General features: G+C 62.3%; 18 protein-coding genes. 13 read left to right on the forward strand and 5 right to left on the reverse strand.

Annotated elements, in window-relative coordinates; translation table 11 throughout:
- Positions 1 to 22 precede the first annotated feature (22 nt).
- On the reverse strand, positions 23 to 736 hold the full coding sequence (locus P9A16_RS28880) for a class I SAM-dependent methyltransferase (protein ID WP_023514188.1): 714 nt from the start codon (positions 734 to 736) through the stop codon (positions 23 to 25).
- Between the two features lie 309 nt (positions 737 to 1,045).
- Here P9A16_RS28880 and P9A16_RS28885 point away from each other — a divergent pair, with 309 nt between their 5' ends.
- The 3 genes from P9A16_RS28885 (at position 1,046) to P9A16_RS28895 (ending at position 3,740) form a co-directional block, all read left to right on the forward strand.
- The gene (locus P9A16_RS28885) at positions 1,046 to 2,158 is read left to right on the forward strand and encodes an MraY family glycosyltransferase (RefSeq protein ID WP_197032958.1); all 1,113 of its coding nucleotides are present in this window, start codon (positions 1,046 to 1,048) and stop codon (positions 2,156 to 2,158) included.
- Positions 2,159 to 2,175: 17 nt separating this feature from the next.
- Complete coding sequence (locus P9A16_RS28890; protein ID WP_023514186.1) at positions 2,176 to 3,009, forward strand: glycosyltransferase family 2 protein; 834 nt, start codon at positions 2,176 to 2,178, stop codon at positions 3,007 to 3,009.
- Between the two features lie 137 nt (positions 3,010 to 3,146).
- Positions 3,147 to 3,740, forward strand: a complete 594-nt coding sequence (locus P9A16_RS28895; RefSeq protein ID WP_023514185.1) for a putative colanic acid biosynthesis acetyltransferase — start codon at positions 3,147 to 3,149, stop codon at positions 3,738 to 3,740.
- Here the strand turns inward: P9A16_RS28895 and P9A16_RS28900 are convergent, their stop codons facing one another.
- The 3 genes from P9A16_RS28900 to P9A16_RS28910 are packed head-to-tail and all read right to left on the reverse strand — an operon-like array spanning position 3,741 to position 7,419.
- Positions 3,741 to 4,922 (reverse strand): glycosyltransferase, encoded by a 1,182-nt coding sequence (locus P9A16_RS28900; RefSeq protein ID WP_023514184.1) that lies wholly within the window; start codon positions 4,920 to 4,922, stop codon positions 3,741 to 3,743.
- Entirely contained in the window at positions 4,919 to 6,160 is a 1,242-nt protein-coding gene (locus P9A16_RS28905; protein WP_023514183.1) for a glycosyltransferase family 4 protein, read from the reverse strand. The genes P9A16_RS28900 and P9A16_RS28905 overlap by 4 nt, the downstream gene beginning before the upstream one ends.
- On the reverse strand, positions 6,157 to 7,419 hold the full coding sequence (locus P9A16_RS28910; RefSeq protein ID WP_023514182.1) for a glycosyltransferase family 4 protein: 1,263 nt from the start codon (positions 7,417 to 7,419) through the stop codon (positions 6,157 to 6,159). The genes P9A16_RS28905 and P9A16_RS28910 overlap by 4 nt, the downstream gene beginning before the upstream one ends.
- A gap of 257 nt (positions 7,420 to 7,676) precedes the next feature.
- Between P9A16_RS28910 and gmd the strand changes: the two genes are divergently transcribed.
- The 6 genes from gmd to P9A16_RS28940 all read left to right on the forward strand — a co-directional run bounded on the left by gmd (position 7,677) and on the right by P9A16_RS28940 (position 14,718).
- A complete protein-coding gene (gmd, locus tag P9A16_RS28915) occupies positions 7,677 to 8,747 on the forward strand; it encodes a GDP-mannose 4,6-dehydratase (protein ID WP_023514181.1) in 1,071 nt (356 codons plus the stop codon).
- The gene (locus P9A16_RS28920; protein ID WP_130518917.1) at positions 8,740 to 9,711 is read left to right on the forward strand and encodes a GDP-L-fucose synthase family protein; all 972 of its coding nucleotides are present in this window, start codon (positions 8,740 to 8,742) and stop codon (positions 9,709 to 9,711) included. The genes gmd and P9A16_RS28920 overlap by 8 nt, the downstream gene beginning before the upstream one ends.
- Before the next feature lie 369 nt (positions 9,712 to 10,080).
- A complete protein-coding gene (locus P9A16_RS28925; RefSeq protein WP_037409046.1) occupies positions 10,081 to 10,740 on the forward strand; it encodes a LuxR family transcriptional regulator in 660 nt (219 codons plus the stop codon).
- 96 nt (positions 10,741 to 10,836) lie between these two features.
- A complete protein-coding gene (locus P9A16_RS28930) occupies positions 10,837 to 12,180 on the forward strand; it encodes a glutamate-1-semialdehyde 2,1-aminomutase (protein WP_023513135.1) in 1,344 nt (447 codons plus the stop codon).
- A gap of 126 nt (positions 12,181 to 12,306) precedes the next feature.
- Entirely contained in the window at positions 12,307 to 13,377 is a 1,071-nt protein-coding gene (locus P9A16_RS28935) for an NAD-dependent epimerase/dehydratase family protein (RefSeq protein WP_023513136.1), read from the forward strand.
- Positions 13,378 to 13,386: 9 nt separating this feature from the next.
- Positions 13,387 to 14,718: a DUF4910 domain-containing protein gene (locus P9A16_RS28940; protein WP_023513137.1), complete on the forward strand. Its 1,332-nt coding sequence runs from the start codon at positions 13,387 to 13,389 to the stop codon at positions 14,716 to 14,718.
- Here P9A16_RS28940 and rfbC read toward each other — a convergent pair.
- A complete protein-coding gene (gene rfbC, locus P9A16_RS28945; protein WP_023513138.1) occupies positions 14,710 to 15,240 on the reverse strand; it encodes a dTDP-4-dehydrorhamnose 3,5-epimerase in 531 nt (176 codons plus the stop codon). The two genes, P9A16_RS28940 and rfbC, sit on opposite strands and share 9 nt — an antisense overlap.
- A gap of 286 nt (positions 15,241 to 15,526) precedes the next feature.
- On the opposite strand from rfbC, the gene P9A16_RS28950 reads away from it, so the two are divergent.
- The 4 genes from P9A16_RS28950 (at position 15,527) to P9A16_RS28965 (ending at position 18,919) form a co-directional block, all read left to right on the forward strand.
- Positions 15,527 to 16,822: a class I SAM-dependent methyltransferase gene (locus tag P9A16_RS28950; RefSeq protein WP_024271361.1), complete on the forward strand. Its 1,296-nt coding sequence runs from the start codon at positions 15,527 to 15,529 to the stop codon at positions 16,820 to 16,822.
- Complete coding sequence (locus P9A16_RS28955) at positions 16,819 to 17,631, forward strand: glucose-1-phosphate cytidylyltransferase (protein ID WP_023516402.1); 813 nt, start codon at positions 16,819 to 16,821, stop codon at positions 17,629 to 17,631. Before P9A16_RS28950 ends, P9A16_RS28955 begins: the two co-directional genes overlap by 4 nt.
- On the forward strand, positions 17,628 to 18,281 hold the full coding sequence (locus P9A16_RS28960) for a PIG-L deacetylase family protein (protein WP_023516403.1): 654 nt from the start codon (positions 17,628 to 17,630) through the stop codon (positions 18,279 to 18,281). Before P9A16_RS28955 ends, P9A16_RS28960 begins: the two co-directional genes overlap by 4 nt.
- Positions 18,282 to 18,472: 191 nt before the next feature.
- Positions 18,473 to 18,919, forward strand: coding sequence for a hypothetical protein (locus P9A16_RS28965; RefSeq protein ID WP_278026268.1), 447 nt, complete (start codon positions 18,473 to 18,475; stop codon positions 18,917 to 18,919).
- The last annotated feature ends 92 nt before the right edge of the window (positions 18,920 to 19,011 follow it).

Consider the following 19,011-nt stretch of genomic DNA (forward strand, 5'->3'; position numbering starts at 1 on the left):
CCAACTTCGATCACTCGGTATTTTATCGTTCGGCCTTGCGCGCCATCGCCATCAGCGTCCAGCCCCAGTCACGCCGTTCCAGAAGGTCGCGCCAACGATCACCGACCATCGTCTTCAGGACATTGTTCAGCCTCTGGCTTGCCAGGATGCGGCGCAGGCCCTTGTGGGCGACGGGAGTGGCGGAAACGAGCCGCTCGACGTCGAAGCAGGCTTCCAGCAGCTTTTGAAGCTCGTTTCGGTCCACCCAGTTGCGCAACTGCCCCGGTTGGGGCGGCGGGATATGGCAACGCTGGGTGAGAACGGTCCTGTTCTGTGTGGCGAGCAACAGGATGCCGCCCGGTCTCAGCAACCGCATGATCCCGGCAATGAACGCCGGCTGGTCAGCAATATGCGAGAGAACTTCAAGGCTCACCACGACGTCATAGGCTTCCTCGGAAAGAGGCAGCGCAGCAAAATCGCCCGCGATGAACTTAATATGGGGCCACCTGAGCTGCGCGCGCCGCAGCACGTCATCCGACAGATCCGTGCCGGTGACCCGGCCGAAGCGCGCGAGATGCGGACAAAGCCATCCCGTGCCGCAACCGACTTCGATGATATCCAGATCGTCGCGACCAAGCGTGCCCAGCCAGTCCAGAACGATCTCAGCTTGACGGCGTGATATCTCGCCGACGCGCGCCTCGCGGTTTTCGGCGTTCCATGCATTCCAGAACGTGCGCTGGCTCTCGATCGTGTCCATGGGGCGAGCATGCGGGTGCCGCCGAAGGCGCGCCATCTGTCCTTTCGGCGCAGCGCCTTGCGCCATTGGTGGTAAGGCGGATCCTCAGCCAAACCGGCGGCAAAACCGATGGAATGCAAGGCTGGAGCGTCGGAGGTGGTGGCCGCATATGCCCTCCCTTCGGCCAAAAGGCGGAGTGTCTGGCGGAAACGAGGTAGAAAACCAGAGCGTGCAAACATCTTCCGGTACTTTACCAATTGCACCTTCCCCCTTTGCTGGAATTTTCAGCCCCTGGGGTCTCTCGCTATGCTTCATCGTCGGCCAAACACCGTGATGACGAAGGGTGAGCGCCGCAACAAGGGGGATCCGATGGTTTTCCTGCTGCTTGAAAGTTCAGCTTCCCTTGCCTTGAGTGCCTTTCTGATCGTTTTCCTGCGCCGGCTCGCAATTCCGCTGCACCTGATCGATCTGCCGGATCATCGCAAGATCCATGAGGGCGCCATTCCGCTTTGCGGCGGTATCGCGATCTTCCTGTCTTTTGCAGGGATTACCCTTCTGTCAGGCCCCTTGAGCCTCGGGCTCGGCTTCTGGGTTGCAATGGGCCTGATCACGATCCTCGGCGTCGCCGACGACCGGTTTACCTTGCCTGCCCGCACCCGCTTCCTGGCACAGGTGCTGATCGCGCTGGCCCTGATCACCACGGAAGGTCTTGGCCGGCTTTCCCTCGGCGATCTCCTGCCGCCGGAAGCGATCGGGGGCGCGGCAGGCCTTTTCATCCTCTCCGCCACATTCATCGTCGGGCTGGTCAACGCCTGGAACATGATGGACGGCATCGACGGTCTTGCAGGCGGCAGTGCCGTCGCCGCTTTGGTCTGGATCCTTCTCCTTGTGGTGCATCTCGACGAAGAGGGACTCGTCTTCCCGGTCATGGCGCTCATCGCGGCGATAATCGGCTTCCTGATCTTCAATGCACGGAGCCCGTGGCGGCCGAAGGCCGCCGTCTATCTCGGCGATGCCGGCAGCACCACCCTGGGAGCGATCATCGCCTATCTCGTCCTGCGCCTTTCCGGCGGGACGGACGACCTGCCTTTTCCGGTTCTTCTGTGGCTGGTCATCATCCCCGTCACCGACACGCTCAGCCTGATGGTGCGCCGCATGCTGGACCATCGCAGCCCGATGTCAGCCGACCGCCGGCATCTGCACCACCTGTTGATTGATACCGGCCTTTCGCCGGCCGCGGCAAGCTACACCATCATCGTGGTGTCGTTCCTGTGCGGCGGCGTCGGCTATCTCGGTCTGGTCGCCGGCGTGCCGGCGTCGGTGATGACGATCGGTCTCTTTTTCGTCGCTTTCGCCCACACGGCCTTCGTACTGGCCGTCGAAGCCTCGGTTCGCCATCGCCTCCACCGCATCGTGCGGCCCTCGATCAATCTGCATCCGTGAAAGGCGGGAAAGCGCCCATGTCGATTTCCGTGCTGATCATGACGCTGAACGAGGAGCGGAACCTGCCCGCTTGCCTTGCCTCGCTGAATTGGTGTGACGACATCGTGGTGCTCGATTCCTACAGCACCGACCGGACGGTGGATATCGCACGTGCCGCGGGCGCGCGCGTCTACCAGCGGGTACACGACACGGAATCCGGACAGCGCACCTATGGCTTGAAGGAGATCGCGTACAAATACCCCTGGGTCTACACGCCTGATGCCGACGAGATCACACCGCCGGACCTGCGCGACGAGATGCTGGCGATCGCCCGCGATCCGACGCGGCCGGAGACCTCCTACCGCATCCGCTACAAGAACATGTTCATGGGGCGCTGGATCAAACACAGCAGCCTCTATCCGACCTGGATCACCCGCCTCGTTCGGCCGGACTGCGTACGCTACGAGCGGGAAGCGCATTCGCGCTGCTTTTCAGACGGTCCGGAAGGGCGTCTCAACGCACATTTCATCCACTACAGCTTCAACAAGGGCATGACGGCCTGGTACGAGAAACACAATCGCTACTCCTCCTCCGAGGCACGCGAGACGGTCGTCAGCCTGCGCGAAAAGCATGTTCCCTGGCGCGACGTGCTGAGCCGTGTTCCGGAAACGCGCAGGCGCGCCCTGAAGGAACTCGCCATGCGGCTGCCCTTCCGCCCCGCCGCACGCTTCCTTTACATGTATGTCCTGCGCGGCGGCTTCCTCGATGGGCGGGAAGGCTACCACTACTGCCGTCTGCTTGCGGCCTACGAATACATGATCGTCATCAAGACCGAGGAACTGCGACGACGCGAAAGTGGCCTGCCGGTCTGATCAGGGTCAGGGGAGGCCTCCCGTCTCCCAAGGCCGCCGTCAGGAGTAGGAAGGACGAGGCTCCGGCTCCTGACGGTCGCACCTTTTGGACACGATGAGCTGGTGCAGTCGTTTCACATCGAGGAGACCGTTCGCCCATGAAGTCCCGCTACGATGATCCTCGTTTCGACGACGTAGCCTCCGCTTCGCCGCTCCTCGGCGGGCCGACCTTCGCACTTCGTTTCCGGCTGCTGCGGCTCGCCTGGCTCATCACCTGGCGCTGCCTTGCAGCCTGGACACCCCCGCCGCTCCACCGCTGGCGCAATCGGCTGCTGCGTCTCTTCGGCGCGAAGCTGGACCCGACGGCCATCGTGCACGGCACGACCTTCATCTGGTGGCCTGGCAACCTCACCATGGGACCGAACGCCTCGATGGGGCCGGGTGTGATCTGCTACAACATCGCCCCGGTGACACTGGAGGCGCTGGCCATCGTCTCCCAGCGCGCGCATCTGTGTACCGGCACGCACGACATTCACCGGGCGGCCTTTCCTCTGGTGTCGCGGCCGATCGTACTGCGGCGCAGGTGCTGGATCGCGGCCGAAGCCTTCGTCGGCCCGGGAACGGTGGTGGGCGAAGGAGCCGTGCTCGGCGCACGAGGCGTGGCGGTAAAGCCGCTTGTGCCCTGGACCGTCTATATTGGAAACCCGGCCCGCGCCGTTGCCGGCCGCCGGCATGAAGACGATGCGCAATAGTCACGCCGCGGCGTGCGGATGGGGCGGCGCATAGGCTTCGTAGAGGCCGGTCGTCAGGCGCGCGATGCGCGGCCAGGTATAGTTCTCGAAGACCAGATGGCGCCCTCGTCTTCCCATCCTTTCCGCTGCACCGGAATTCTCAAGGATCTCGATCATGCCATGGGCAATTTCCGCCGGCTCCAGCGTCGTGACCACGCCGGCACCGGCAATCGCCACCTCCGGAAAATGGCAGGCGTGAGTGATGACGACGGGCGTGCCGCAGGCAAGCGCTTCGGTAATCGCAATGCTGAACCCCTCCTGCCGGCTCGGCAGGCAGAAGCACGCAGCGGCGACAAGCGCCTGGAGCTTCGTCTCGCCGTAGAGCGGCCCAACCATCAGGACACGCCTCTCCAGCCCGAAGCGTCGCACAAGCGTGCGAAAATCATCTTCCGCCCCGCCATCCGGCCCTGCGACGACCAGATCGACGTCGGGACATTCCTGCGCAACCTGGCGGAAAGCGTGGGCCAGCAGGTCCAACCCCTTCTTGTAATGCAGCCGCGAGAGGAAGAGCACGTAGCGTCGGCCGTTCGGACGGGAGATCAAGTCGAGGAACGGCTCCGGCGACGGGAGCTGTTCGAATTCCTCGACAAAGACGCCATTGGGAATGATCTCGGCCGGTGCACGCAGGCCCACCGGCTGCATCAGGTCGACCTCGTCCCGGTTTAGCGCATGGATGAACGCGGCGTTGTCGAGCATTCGGCGGCAGCCAAGCGCCAGCGCCAGCCGTTTCTTCCAGCGTTTCTGGGAAAGGCTCCAAGTATCGAGCATGCCGGCGGGACAGACACAGTAGGGAATGCCAAGCCGGCGCGCCATGGCTGCGGCGGCGACGAGAATGGGCTCCCAGACACCATGCAGATGCAGCTGGTCTGCATCCGTGAGCACGCGGGCAAGCACACCCCGTGCCCTGCGGCAGAGGATCTCCTCGACACGCCCCGGCAGAGGAAGCAGATGCCAGCTGATCCGGTCGAAGCCGGGGATGAGCCGGCCGAGCGCCACCATACGGGTGACGACCTCCCGATCCGCCTGGCTGACGACCTGGACGTCGTGGCCGAGGTCGGCCTGCGCGGCCGCAAGCCGCATCACCACCGCCTGCGGACCGCCCTTGTCCGGATCCATCGAGGTGATGACGTGCACGATCTTCATGGCACGACGCCATGCCGCACATGCAGACGGGTAAGCACGTCGAGAAGGCGACGGCCATATTTTTCGACCGTGTTGTCCCGGGCGGTTCGCCGGGCATTTTGCGACATGCTTGCCCTGATGTCCTCGTTGTCGGCGAGATGCCGGATGGCGTCTGCGATCGCCTGGGGATCGCGCTCGGGCACGATGAGCCCCTCCACGCCGTCACGCACGACACTGCCCGTGCTGTAGGTGGTGACGACAGGGAGACCCGAGGCCAGTGCCTCGTAGACGACCGTCGCCGAGCCTTCGCAGAGCGAGGGTAGCAGAAAGACGTCCGCCCAATGGTACTCGGCGGCAATCTGCTGACGTGGCACGATGCCTCTCAACTCGACAGAGCGGCCCATCCTGCGGCGAATGTAGGGCGGCAAGCGGTCGGGACCGACCATGCGGATACGGGCAGCGGCGCCGAGGCGTTCGGCGGCCTGGAGCACATAGGGCGAGCCCTTGCGCAACCCGACTTCACCGACGGTGAGAACGCGGAGCGGCCCGGGCGTACGCCCCGCCGGGCCATACCGCTCCTCGGCATCGACGCCATAGGGAACGACGACGCAGCGCTCGGCCGGACCGCCCTCCGCCACGACATGGTCGCGGACGAATCCCGAGGGGCAGACGATGCAGTCCGCAATCCGCCATTCGGCTCGTTCGCGCTCGGCGAGCGTATCGGCGAACGGATTCTGCTTCGGCGGTCCGGCCCAGTCCGGAAAATGTCGCATCTCCTCCGCAAGGATGGCTTCCAGCACGGTGCGCGGCGCGACCATCTGCTCGACGGCGGCCCACATGCCCAGACTTTTGGCCGCCTGCATCTGCTCCAGCGCATCGCCGCTGTAGGCGTAGAGGCCGGCCGCATCGTGAAAACCACGGCTGGCGACGAGTGTTGAAAAATGGCTGCCTGCCCAGACGGCGTGCGAGATTTCCTCGATATCGTTTTCCACGCGCAGACGGCGGAGGCCGGATCTGAGGCCGAACAGCGGGAAATCCGTGATGAGTTCGGCAGGAACGCCACTCGGAACGCGCCCGGTCAGGCGCCGTACCGCCCTTGGCAGAAGGCCGGGCGGCAGCTTTCGCAGCAGAGCGGGCCAACTCTTCGTACCACAGATATCGGTAAAGAAGTGGCCGAGCTGACCTTCCCGCGCCAGGATCCGGGGCACGGCATAATGCATACGGGCGCCGAGTTGACTGACGACGATCGTCTCGTTCACGACGGCTCCTCCTCCAGGATGCGGGATCGGGCAGGAAGCGTGCCCTCCTCGGCCAGCGCGTGAAAGAGCTTGCGCCAGGTGATGAGGGCACGGTCATAGGCGTAGTCCGCCTCAAGCACGGCCCGCGCCTTTACACCCATTGCCGCCACACGCTCCGGCGTGGCGGCAAGCGCCTCTATTACGCCGGCCAGTCGTTCAGGATCGCCGATGGCAGCCGTGACGCCGCAGCCTTGCGCGTCGATGACAGCCGCGACGCTACCCTTGGGATCGCCGATGAAGAGCGTCGGGCGGCCGGCAGCGAGAATGCCGTAGAACTTGCTCGGAATGATGCAATGTTCGAGATGGGGGAGCAGAGAGACGACATGTATGTCCGGCACGCCAAGGCTTTCGGCGATACGCTCCGCCGGCTGCAGGGGCCTGAAGGCCACATTCGCAAGGCCGCGCTGCTGCACGGCAGCCATCACCGAGCCAAGCTTGTAACCGCCGCCGACCATCAGGAAGGCAATATCCGCCCTGTCCTGCAGAAGGGTCGCAGCGTCGATCAGGGTGGCAAATTCGTGCGCCCTGCCGAAATTCCCGGAATAGCCGACGACGAATTTTTCGCCATAGTTCCAGGCAGCCCGCAGAACATTTCTCTCCCTTGCCAGCGGGCGGATCTCGGTGGCATCCGACCAGTGGTGCAATACCTTGATGCGGTCTGCCGGCACGCCGCGCTGGCGCAGGAAATCCGCCATCCTCTCGGTCGGGCATATGCTCAGCCGCGACCGGACGATCGACCGGTCACGCAAATACGCGGCAAGCCGGCCGAGGATTGGCGCCTTGCGAAACAGGCCGAGCTCGACGGCGGTTTCGGGGAAGAGGTCCATGATCCAGTTGATCATCTGGCCACCGCGCAGACGCACCGGCAGCCCGCAGGCGAGCGAGATCAGCGGCGGATCCGTACAGACGACGACCATGTCGCCGCGTCTGGCATGGTGGAGCAGCCAGAGGAAAGCCGTGAGATGGAAGGAAAGGTAGTCCACAGCCCGCCCCGGCAGCGTGTGGCGGCCAAAACGGCTCGTTGCGAGCCTGAAGACATTGACGCCGGATACCGTTTCATCAGCAGCAAGGACGCTCTGCGGATCGTCATGACGGCTGCGGCTGGCGATAACCGTAACCTCCGTCCCGTATCGCGCCAGCCCGAAGGCGAGGGCGGAGACCATCCTGCTCGTCGCCGACTGGTCGGGATGGAAGTATCGATTGACGAAAATGACCCGCACGACCGCACTCCGCCTCAATTCCAGAGGCTACGATCCTGCCAGCCGCACCGCATCCGGCAAGCTCTCCAAAGGCGCTATGGCGCATCGCGCCGCCCTATCCGTCCTACGCCTTCCGCAGGAGGAGTATAGACCTTCGGCTTGCCGGCAGCAGGTTTCACCTTATCGGAGGAGGAGAAACGCATCGCACTGCTCGAACGGTCACCTTGTGATCCCCCGCCCGCTCGCTGACTCTCGCAGAATGAGAGGGGGCGCGAGCCATGACCGACAAGAAAGCCCTTATCATCGGCGTAACCGGCCAGGACGGCTCCTATCTGACGGAGCTGCTCCTCGAGAAGGGTTACCATGTGCACGGCCTGAAGCGCCGGTCCTCGTCGTTCAACACCGCCCGGGTCGATCATCTCTATGTCGATCCGCGCACGCCCGGCGTGCGCTTCCAGATGCATTTCGGCGATCTCACCGACGCGACAAACCTTTGCCGGGTCGTCCAGGAGGTCCAGCCGGACGAGATCTACAATCTGGGTGCACAGAGCCACGTCCAGGTGAGCTTCGAGACACCGGAATACACGGCGAACACGGACGCGCTCGGCACCCTTCGGATCCTCGAGGCAATGCGTATCCTCAAGCTCGGCGCAGATTGCCGCTACTACCAGGCCTCGACCTCGGAACTCTTCGGCGGACTGGGGGAAACGGCGCAAAGGGAGGACACGCCCTTCCATCCGCGCAGCCCCTATGCCGCGGCGAAGCTCTACGCCTACTGGATGACAGTCAACTATCGCGAGGCCTACGGGTTTCACGCCTCGAACGGCATCCTGTTCAACCATGAGAGCCCCCGGCGGGGCGAAACCTTCGTGACGCGCAAGATCACGCGCGCCGTGGCAGCGATCGAATGGGGCATGCAGGACAAGCTCTATCTCGGCAATCTCGAAGCCAAGCGCGACTGGGGTCACGCCAAGGACTATGTGGAGGGCATGTGGCGCATCCTGCAGCAGGATACGCCCGACGACTATGTGCTGGCCACCGGGGAGGTCCACACCGTCCGCGAATTCGTGGAATGCGCCTTCGACGTCGTCGGGCGGACCATCGTGTGGGAGGGGCGCGGGGTCGATGAGGTCGGTTACGACCGCAAGACCGGCGAGCGCCTCATCGAGATCGACCCCAGATACTTCCGGCCCGCCGAGGTGGATTTCCTGCTCGGCGACCCAGGCAAGGCCTGGGCCCGGCTCGGCTGGAGCCCGACGGTTTCCTTCGGCAATCTCGTTTCGGAGATGGTGATGTCGGATGTGAACATCATGATGAGGGAGAAGGGCCGCAATGACCTCCATGGATGAAAGTCCCTATGATCTGCGCGGAAAACGCGTCTGGGTGGTCGGTCATCGCGGGATGGTGGGCTCTGCGCTCGTACGCCGCCTTCAGGGCGAAGCCTGCGATCTGCAGACCGTGCCGCGTAGCGAAGTCGATCTGACGTCCCAGGCCGACACGGCGAACTGGATGCGCAAGGCGAGGCCGGAGGCAGTGTTCATCGCCGCCGCGAAGGTCGGCGGCATCAGCGCCAACGCCCGCTATCCTGCTGAATTCCTTGTCGAGAACCTGCTCATCCTCGTCAATGTCATCAAGGCGGCCTCCGAGCTGGGCGTCGAGAAGCTGATGTGCCTCGGTTCAAGCTGCATCTATCCAAAACATGCCGAGCAGCCGATCCGCGAGGAGGCCCTTCTGACGGGAAGCCTTGAGCCCACCAACGAGGCCTATGCGATCGCCAAGATCGCCGGCATGAAGCTTGCCGCCGCCTATGCGGAAGAATATGGCCACCGCTTCATCTCCGTCATGCCGACCAATCTCTACGGACGAAACGACAATTTCGACCTAGATCACTCCCATGTCATCCCAGCTCTGATCCGAAAGATGCATGAGGCAAAGATCGCCCATCGCGACAGCGTCGTCGTCTGGGGCACCGGCACGCCCCGGCGCGAATTCCTGCATGTCGACGACCTTGCCGATGCCTGCGTCTTCCTGATGAAGCAGTACGAGAGCCCGAAACCGATCAACATCGGCTCCGGCGAGGAAATCACGATCGGTGAACTTGCCTTCCTCATCGCCGACATCGTCAATTTTCGCGGCCATATCGTTTTCGACAGCCTGAAACCGGATGGCGCGCCCAGAAAGCTGCTCGACTGCTCGCGCCTTCGCGCGCTCGGATGGGCACCAAGCATTGGCCTGAGAGCCGGTATCGAAGAACTGTACGATCGATGGAAGAAGATGAGCCGCAGCGTGCATGGACGGCATGACTATCCCTAGCGTGCAACTGATTGTTACGCCAGCCGAAGATACAACCCATGATTAAAAGTAACACTATTTACAATAAGCAATTGTGATAATTACGTATTTTCCGAATCTGTTCGGGTCGCTTTTTAATGAGGTATAGTAGAAAGTGGAAAAATACGAGAAGACGACTGCCGCCGATAGGCGGGGAAACCGCATTTGTCACACTCAGTTTTGACGTTGCAACCGTTTTAGGAGTGTGACCCGGCGACCAAACATTCGCAACCGTAAGCGTGATGTACCAGGAGTTTCGCTGTGACTGAAGTTAGGGGAATAATCGGGTCCGGCACCGGAAAAGGTTTGAACGGGACAATCCCGTCCTCCCCTTTTCCATCGTCCGTAAACGTGAAACCGTCGCTCTACCGCGCACCGGTTCTCGACATCATCGACGAGCGGGCACTCGACCGCGAGTGTCTGTCGCAGAGCCTCGTATCGCACGGTCTCAACATGACGATCGTGCTGTTCAGCTCCATCGAAGCATGGATGGCGAAATATTCCGGAGACTCGAGCGGCCTCCTGATCAGCCTTGGAAGCCATGACTTCACCGAGTCTGGCATCGAAGAGAGCATTCGCATGCTCGTTACGAAATTTCCCGAGCTGCCGGTCATCATCCTGTCCGACAATCACGACCTTCGCCAGGTCCTCACGGCGCTCGATCTCGGCATCAAGGGGTTCATTCCGTCGGCAGTCGGCATCGCCGTCTGCGTCAAGGCGATCTCGCTTGCCCTTTCGGGCGGCATCTTCATCTCCACCGAGAGCCTGCCGGAGCTGCGCCGCCTGATGTCCGTTGCCGACCAGCAGGAGCGTAAGCGGGCGGAGGTGTTCACCAGCCGCGAGGAGGAGGTCATCTCCATGCTCAAGCTGGGCAAGGCCAACAAGATCATCGCCTACGAACTCGCGCTCAGGGAGAGCACGGTCAAGGTGCATATCCGCAACATCATGAAGAAGCTGAAGGTCCACAACCGGACGGAGGTCATCTTCAAGCTCAACGAGCTGTTCAGCTGAGGCCTACCTCTATCGGCCAGTCCATCACGCCCAAGGGTTTGGATGGCGCGCTACCCCTGCGGTGGTAGGTCTAGGGAACCGAGGGGGGACTGACCAATGGCCGGGTTCATCCAGAATTTCGACAATTCGAACAGGTTACGCGATCTCGCGCATTCGATGATCCCCGGCGGCGCCCACACCTATGCCAAGGGCGACGACCAATATCCGGTGCTCTCCCCCGGCTTCATCGTCAACGGCTACGGCTGCCATGTCTGGGACGTGGATGGCAACGGCTACATCGAATACGGCATGGGCAACCGGGCCGTCGGCCTCGGCCATGCCTATCGCCACGTGCTCGATGCGGTCATGCGACAGCTCGAATTCGGCTGCAATTTCACGCGGCCCTCGCACATCGAGGTCGAATGTGCCTCGACCTTCCTCGACATGATCCCGACAGCCGACATGGTGAAGTTCTGCAAGGACGGATCGGATGCGACCTCCGGTGCGGTGCGGCTTGCCCGCGCGGTGACGGGGCGGGATCTCGTCGCGCGGTGCAGCGACCATCCGTTCTTCTCGACGGACGACTGGTTCATCGGCACGACCGAGATGAATGCCGGCATCCCCAAAGCGGTCAGCAGCCTGACACTGGGCTTTCGCTACGATGACCTCGACGATGCACGTGCACTTTTCGCCCGCCATCCCGGCGCCATCGCCGCGCTCATCCTGGAGGCCTCGCGCGGCGAGGATCCTGCACCGGGCTATCTCCAGAACCTGAAAGACCTTTGCCATGACAACGGCGCACTGTTCATCCTCGACGAGATGATCACCGGGCTTCGCTGGGCCCGTGGCGGCGCACAGGCGCAGTATGCCGTGCGGCCGGACCTTTCGTGTTTCGGCAAGGCGCTGGGCAACGGTTTCGCCATCTCCGCTCTCGCCGGCGAGCGGGAATACATGGTCCTCGGCGGCATCGAGCAGCTGGAGAAGCCGCGGGTCTTCCTGCTGTCGACGACCCATGGTGCCGAGACCCATGCCATGGCGGCGGCAATCGCGACGATGCATGTCTATGCGCAGGAGCCCGTCATAGAGCATCTACGCAGCCAGGGGCTGCGGCTGAAGGCAGGGATCGACCAGATCATCACCCGGCACGGCCTGGAACGCCACGTCAATGTCGCCGGGCACCCGGCCTGTCTGTCCTACGGAACACGGGATGCGACGGGAAAACCCTCACAACTGTTCCGCACCCTGCTCCTTCAGGAAACGATCCGCCGCGGCGTGCTCGCCCCCTCGCTCGTCGTGAGCTACTCGCACGGCGACGACGATATAGACCAGACCATCGATGCCTTCGACGGCGCGCTCCACATCTACCGGATGGCACTCGAAGACGGCGTGGAGCGCCATCTTGTGGGTCGGCCCTCCGAGGTCGTCTTTCGCCGCTACAACAGCGCGGCGCACAAGGCCTGATCCGCCGAAAGGGGTACGGTGACGCGACGACTGCACCGTTCCGGCAGGGGAGGCCGTCTTTGTCCTCAATCGTGGTCACCGCCCCCCACGCCTACCATCCCCGAACGTCAGATGGGGGTTTTCGACATGAAAGTGCTTGTGACTGGACACCAGGGCTATATCGGCGCCGTGATGGTGCCTTTCCTCTTGCGCGCCGGACACGACGTGCATGGCTATGATGCCGGGCTCTACCGGCATTGCACCTACGCGCCGGGTGGCGCGATGGTCGATGTTCCCTCCGTGCTCAAGGACGTGCGCGACATCTCGCCCCGTGACCTCGACGGCTTCGACGCAGTGATCCATCTTGCCGCCCTCTCGAACGACCCGCTCAGCAATCTCGATCCCGAGGTCACCTACGACATCAACCACAGGGGCAGCGTGCGGGTTGCGCGTGCAGCGAAACAGGCAGGCGTTTCCCGCTTCCTCCTTGCTTCTTCCTGCAGCAACTACGGCCTTGCCGGCGCTGATCTCGTCAATGAGGACGCACCGCTCAATCCCGTCTCCGCCTACGGCATCTCCAAGGTGCGGGCCGAGGCCGATATCGCCGAACTTGCGGACGCCAGGTTCTGTCCGGTCTTCCTGCGGCCTGCGACGGCCTACGGTCTGTCGCCGATGCTGCGCTTCGATATCGTGCTCAACAATCTCGTCGCCTGGGCCGTGACGCAGCGCCTCATCCTCTTGAAGTCGGACGGCACGCCCTGGCGGCCGATCGTGCATATCGAGGATATTTCCCGGGCCTTCCTTGCGGCCCTGGAGGCGCCGGCAAAGAGCGTTTTCAACGAGGCTTTCAACGTCGGCCAGACGGCACACAACTACCAGATCCGCGAGATCGCCGACGTCGTCGCGCGGATCGTGCCGGGGTGCCGGCTGGAATATGCCCAGGAAGCCGGACCGGACGCACGCTCCTATCGCGTCGATTTCGGCAAGATCGCGCGTGTTCTGCCGGCGTTCCAGCCGCAATGGGACGTGGTGGCCGGCGCGCGCCAGCTTTATGCGGCCTATAGCAGCGCCGGGCTGAGCCTCACAGAATTCGAAGGTCCGCGCTACCAGCGTATCAGCCAGATCCGCCAGCTCCTCGAAACCGGCGCAATCGATCCGGACCTGCGCTGGCGCCCGGCGGTACCCAACCCGGCCGCCATGCGGGAAATCCACATTTGAGGCATCGGCATGGGTGAGGCCACACCATTTCTCCCCGGAGCCTTGCCGGGCGACACGGCCGATCCGGGCCGCGCGCTTTTTGCGCTCGTCGCCCGGCTCTTTCCGATCTGCCGCAGCATCACCGGCGAAGGGGTGCGCAAAACCCTCTCCATCCTGTCCGAACATATCGATATCGCGGTGCGCGAAGTGCGGACGGGCACGCAGGTCTTTGATTGGATCGTGCCGCAGGAATGGACCGTGCGCGGCGCGGTTCTGCGCACCGCCAGTGGCCGAACCATCGTGGATTTCGCCAGCTCGAACCTCCATCTCGTGAACTACAGCGAGCCGGTGTCGCGCCGCCTGTCGCTGGAGGAGCTGAGGCCGCATCTCCACACGCTGCCGGATCAGCCGGACCTCATTCCCTACCGCACCAGCTACTACGCCCGTGACTGGGGGTTCTGCATGGCCCATCGCGACTACCTGGCCCTACCCGACGAGGAGTACGAGGTCATCATCGACACGGAACTTGCCGACGGGACGCTGACCTATGGTGAAGTCTTCCTGCCAGGCGAAACGGATCGCGAGGTCCTGTTCTCCGCCCATATCTGCCATCCCTCTCTGGCGAACGACAATTGCTCGGGTCTCGCCGTGCTCACCCGTCTGGCGCAAACGCTGGCGCAGCGGCGCAATCGTTTCGGCTACCGCTTTCTCTTCGCGCCGGGCACCATAGGCTCACTCTGCTGGCTGGCGGCAAATGAAGGGGCTGCACATCGCATCGACCATGGCCTGGTGGTCTCCTGCATCGGCGACGGCGGCGGTCCGGTCTACAAGCGCAGCCGCCGTGGCAATGCCGTTATCGACCGGGTGATCGATGCCGTGCGCTGCGACGGGCAGCGGGTGGCAACGGTGGATTTCAGTCCCTTCGGCTATGACGAACGCCAGTTCTGCTCGCCGGGCTTCAATCTTCCGGTGGGTCTGCTGCAACGAAGCGCCTTCGGTACCTTCCCGGAATATCATACCTCGGCCGACAACCTGGACTTGGTGCAACCGCAATACCTGGCATCCTCCTTCCGGATGATCCTCGATATCGTGGAGGCTCTGGAGGGGGACTGGTTGCCACTGAACCTCTCTCCGAAAGGCGAGCCGCAGCTCGGGCGGCGCGGGCTCTATTCGACGACGGGCGGGCACAAGGTAACCTCGGATGTTACGATGGGCTACCTCTGGGTCCTCAATCTGGCGGATGGCACCCATACGCTTCTGGATATCGCCCGCCGGTCCGGCCTCTCCTTCCGCGACATCGCCGAGGCCGCCGCCCGGCTGAAGGCCTGCGGGCTGCTTGGCGTTGCGGGCGGATCACCCTGAAAGCAGCGGCCAGTTTCTGTCCTTGTCCGAGACGACGGACGGTGCCGCAGGCCAGTCGATACCGAGCGCCGGATCATCATACCGGATGCCACGGCCTGCCGTCGGCTCATAGCGGGCCGATATTAGGTAGCCGACTGCGACATCCTCGGTGAGTGACAGGAAACCGTGCGCAAACCCCTTGGGAAGATAGAGTTGCCGCATGTTTTGTTCGGTAAGCTCTGCTGCCGTCCAGCGGAGATAGGTGCGAGATTGCGGCCGCAGGTCGACCGCGACATCCCAGATCGCCCCCTTGAGACAGGACACCAGCTTCACCTCGCCATGCGGCTCATCCTGGAAATGAAGGCCACGGAGCGTGTGCCTTTCTCGCGAGCGGGAAAGGCTGTGCTGCACGAAATGGCGTTCGAGTCCGTGATGCTCCATCTCATCGATGGAGAAGGTTCGCGCAAAGGAACCGCGCTCGTCCGCAATGGGGCACGACTCGATCAACCATACACCTTCGAGATCAGTTTGGGCGAACAACATGGCACCCTTCCTCCCTGGAGTCCGCTATCCTGCCGCGCGCCGTCGTGCTGCCAAGTGCTTCTTCCGACGTATTCTGGCCGGCCGGTGAGCGTATAGTTAAGGAAAGCTTACCACACGTTCGAAATGCTACGCCTTTCAGACAGGGGGCGTGTTCGCATAGCAGTATCGAAACTGCCGTACCACTCGCCTAATCTGACAGTGGGCCAAGAGACGATTTCAATTTGGAAGGCTGCCCTCGTTCAGCTTTTCGTTCCCATTCTGTCGAATCTTTCTGTGGAGACGGTAGATGAGCTCTCAGAGTAGTCCTTCATTTTCGTATGTTTCTGAGATTTCCTTGAAGCCGAACTGCCGTCTATGCGGAACGGCACTGAACTATACTGTCGTTGATCTCGGTATGTCTCCACCTTGCGAGAGTTTTCGCCAGGAAAATGAACTTGGCCGTATGGAGGAATACTACCCGCTCCATGTCCGGGTTTGCGAAGAATGCATGCTCGTCCAACTGGAGGAGTACGTCAGCCGCGAAAGCATCTTTGAGGAGTATGCCTATTTCTCGTCCTACTCCACGAGCTGGGTGGAACACGCAAAACGCTATTGCGGAGCGATGATCGAACGGTTCGGCCTTGGTGGCGACAGCTTCGTGGTGGAGATCGCCAGCAATGACGGCTACCTGCTCCAGCATTTCGTCACGCGCGGCATTCCCGTGCTCGGCATCGAACCCGCCGCCAATGTGGCAAAGGCCGCCATTGCGAGAAACGTGCCGACGAGAATCGCCTTCTTCGGACAGCGGCTCGCTGACGACATGGTCGCAGCCGGCCAGCAGGCGGATCTGATCGCCGCCAACAACGTTCTGGCACAGGTGCCGGACCTCAATGACTTCCTTGCCGGCATGAGGCGCATCCTCAAGCCGCATGGAGCTATCACACTGGAATTTCCCCATGTCGCGACGCTTCTGGCACACAACCAGTTCGACACGATCTATCACGAGCATTTTTCCTACTTCTCCCTGCTCACGGTACAGATAGCCGCGCGGTTGCACGGGCTTGAGGTTTTCGACGTGGAGGAATTGCCGACCCATGGCGGTTCGCTGCGGATCTATCTCGGCCATGCCGGCGCACATAGCGTGATCAGTCCCCGTGTCGCCGACCTCCTGGGGCAGGAACGGCGCGCAGGGCTCCATACGGTAGAGGCGTACACATCGTTTGCAGCCAGAGCCCGCAAGGCCAAGCGCAACCTTCTCTATTTCCTCATCGGCGTGAAGGAGCGCGGCGGGCGCATCTGCGGCTATGGCGCGCCCGGCAAGGGCAACACGCTGCTCAATTATTGCGGCATCGGCACGGATTTCCTCGACTTCACCGTAGACCGCAATCCTTACAAGCACGGCCGGTTCACGCCAGGCATGCACATTCCCATCCTGCCCGTGGAAGCGATCGACCAGCACAGGCCGGACTACATTCTCATCCTGCCGTGGAACCTGAAGGACGAGATCGTCGCACAGATGCGCCATGTCGGCGACTGGGGCGCGAAGTTCATCATCCCCATCCCCGATGTCAGCATCATCGATCCCGCGGAGGCCTGGTCATGAAAGTCGTGCTTTTCTGCGGTGGCCGGGGTACGCGCATCCGGGAATATTCCGAGAGCATTCCGAAGCCCATGATCCCGCTCGGCACCCAGCCGATCCTGCGTCATGTCATGCAGTACTACGCTTCCTATGGACATGACGATTTCACCCTCTGCCTTGGCTACAAGGCGGATGTCATCAAGGGATTTTTCCTGAATTGCCGCCCGCAAACCTTTTCGGACTGCGTGGTGTCCGGCGAGGGGCGGGTCGAACTTCTTGGCGAGGCCCAGGAGCAATGGCGCGTGGCGCTGATAGACACAGGCATCTGGCGTAATATCGGTGAGCGCCTGTGGGCCGTGCGCAACCATGTCATGAGTGAGCGAATGTTCCTCGCCAACTACAGCGACGGCCTGACCGATGTTGATCTTGACGACATGGTCGCCCGCTTCGAGGCCAGCGGCAAGATCGCCTGCTTCCTCGCGGTCAGGCCGCCGCTGACCTATCATCTTGCCGACATCGATCCGGCGGGCCGGGTTGTCGAGTTCCGTTCGTCGGACACGTCGGAAATCTGGATCAACGGCGGCTATTTCCTGATGCGCCGCGAGATCTTCGACTACATGCGCGAGGGCGAGGAGCTGGTGCTCGAGCCCTTCGCGCGGCTGATCAAGGACGACATGCTGATGGCCTACAAGCACGAGGGCTTCTGGCGGTCGATGGATACGCTGCGCGACTGGCAGATGCTGGAGGAAATGGTCGAGCGCGGCGAGATGCCGTGGGTGCGCCAGGTGGCGGCCGGCCGGGTCTCCAGCCTTCGAATGGCAGGCCGCTCATGAAAACGCTGTCGATGGCCGCTGCCGGGCTCCCGTTGAAGGTCCTCTGCCTCGGCGCACATGCCGATGACATCGAGATCGGCGCAGGCGGCACGATCCTCGGCCTCATCGCAGCCGGCGTGAGGCTCGACGTCCATTGGTGCGTGATGAGCGCAACACCCGAACGAGCACTGGAAACCCGCCGTTCGGCAGCTGCCTTTCTCGAGGGCGCTGCCTGCGCGGCGGTGGAGGTCTGCGGCTTCGAAGACAGCTACTTTCCGAGCCAGAGCCGGGAGATAAAACAGTTCCTGCTGGCATTGCGCGAGCGCGTGGAGCCCGATGTCATCTTCACGCACAGCCGTTTCGACGCGCACCAGGATCATCAGGAGCTGAACAAACTGACCACAAACGTCTTCCGCGACCACTTCGTGCTGGAATACGAAATCCCGAAATGGGACGGCGACTTCGTCGAGCGCAATACCTATGTGCCGCTGCTGCCAGGAATGATCGAACGCAAGATCGAGCTGCTCATGGAGCATTTTTCGACGCAGAGATCGAAGGATTGGTTTCACGAGGACGTGTTTCGAGGCGTTGCCCGGGTGCGCGGAATGGAATGCCGCTCGCCTTCGCTCTTCGCAGAGGCATTCACAGTGAGAAAATTAGCGCTTGTTTAGGTGGATTCACCGACATGAAACGTTAACGCTAATAAAGCGGAACGAGGAATAAGCGGAACCAGACCAAGGCTCGTATTTCGAACCAGGAGTTAGTGAGGGGTGCCATGGCGAAAGACGAAACATTTTTGGAGAGGCAGTCAATCGACATCTTTCGATCGCGGAACTCGCTCGGCGTCGAGCGGCGAGAGGCCGTGAGCGAGCGAGTTGACTATCCGCCGCAGACCTACGCGGCAAACGACTACCTGGCGATTTTCGACAAGCGGAACCTCGACCGGGAATGCCTCGCAAACAGCCTCATTTCCCATCAGATCGGCATCAGCATCTTCACCTTCTCGGGCATCGCCAGCTGGCAGCAATGCAAGACGACGCTCGGCACCCTCAGGGTTGCGGTGATCAACATCGGCAGCAACGATATCAGCGACATCTCGATTCGGCAGGAAATCACCCAGCTCGTGACGACGCTGGAGCCGGTACCGGTCGTGGTGCTCTCCAACAGCCAGGCGCTGGACCATGTGCTGCAGGCCATCGATCTCGGTGTGCATGGCTTCATTCCAAGCTCCGTCGATGTCGATGTGTGTATCGAGGCGATCGGGCTGGCGATTGCCGGCGGGCGGCGTTGTCACGTAAACCTCCTGTGAGTGAGTGGTGGGTAGAGACGGTGGGATGAAGAAACCGGCCATCAGCTACAAGCGTCACCGTTTCCCGCAACAGATCATCGCCCATGCGGTCT

It is taken from the genome of Shinella sp. 838 (assembly GCF_029623935.1).
Classification (GTDB): Bacteria; Pseudomonadota; Alphaproteobacteria; order Rhizobiales; family Rhizobiaceae; genus Shinella.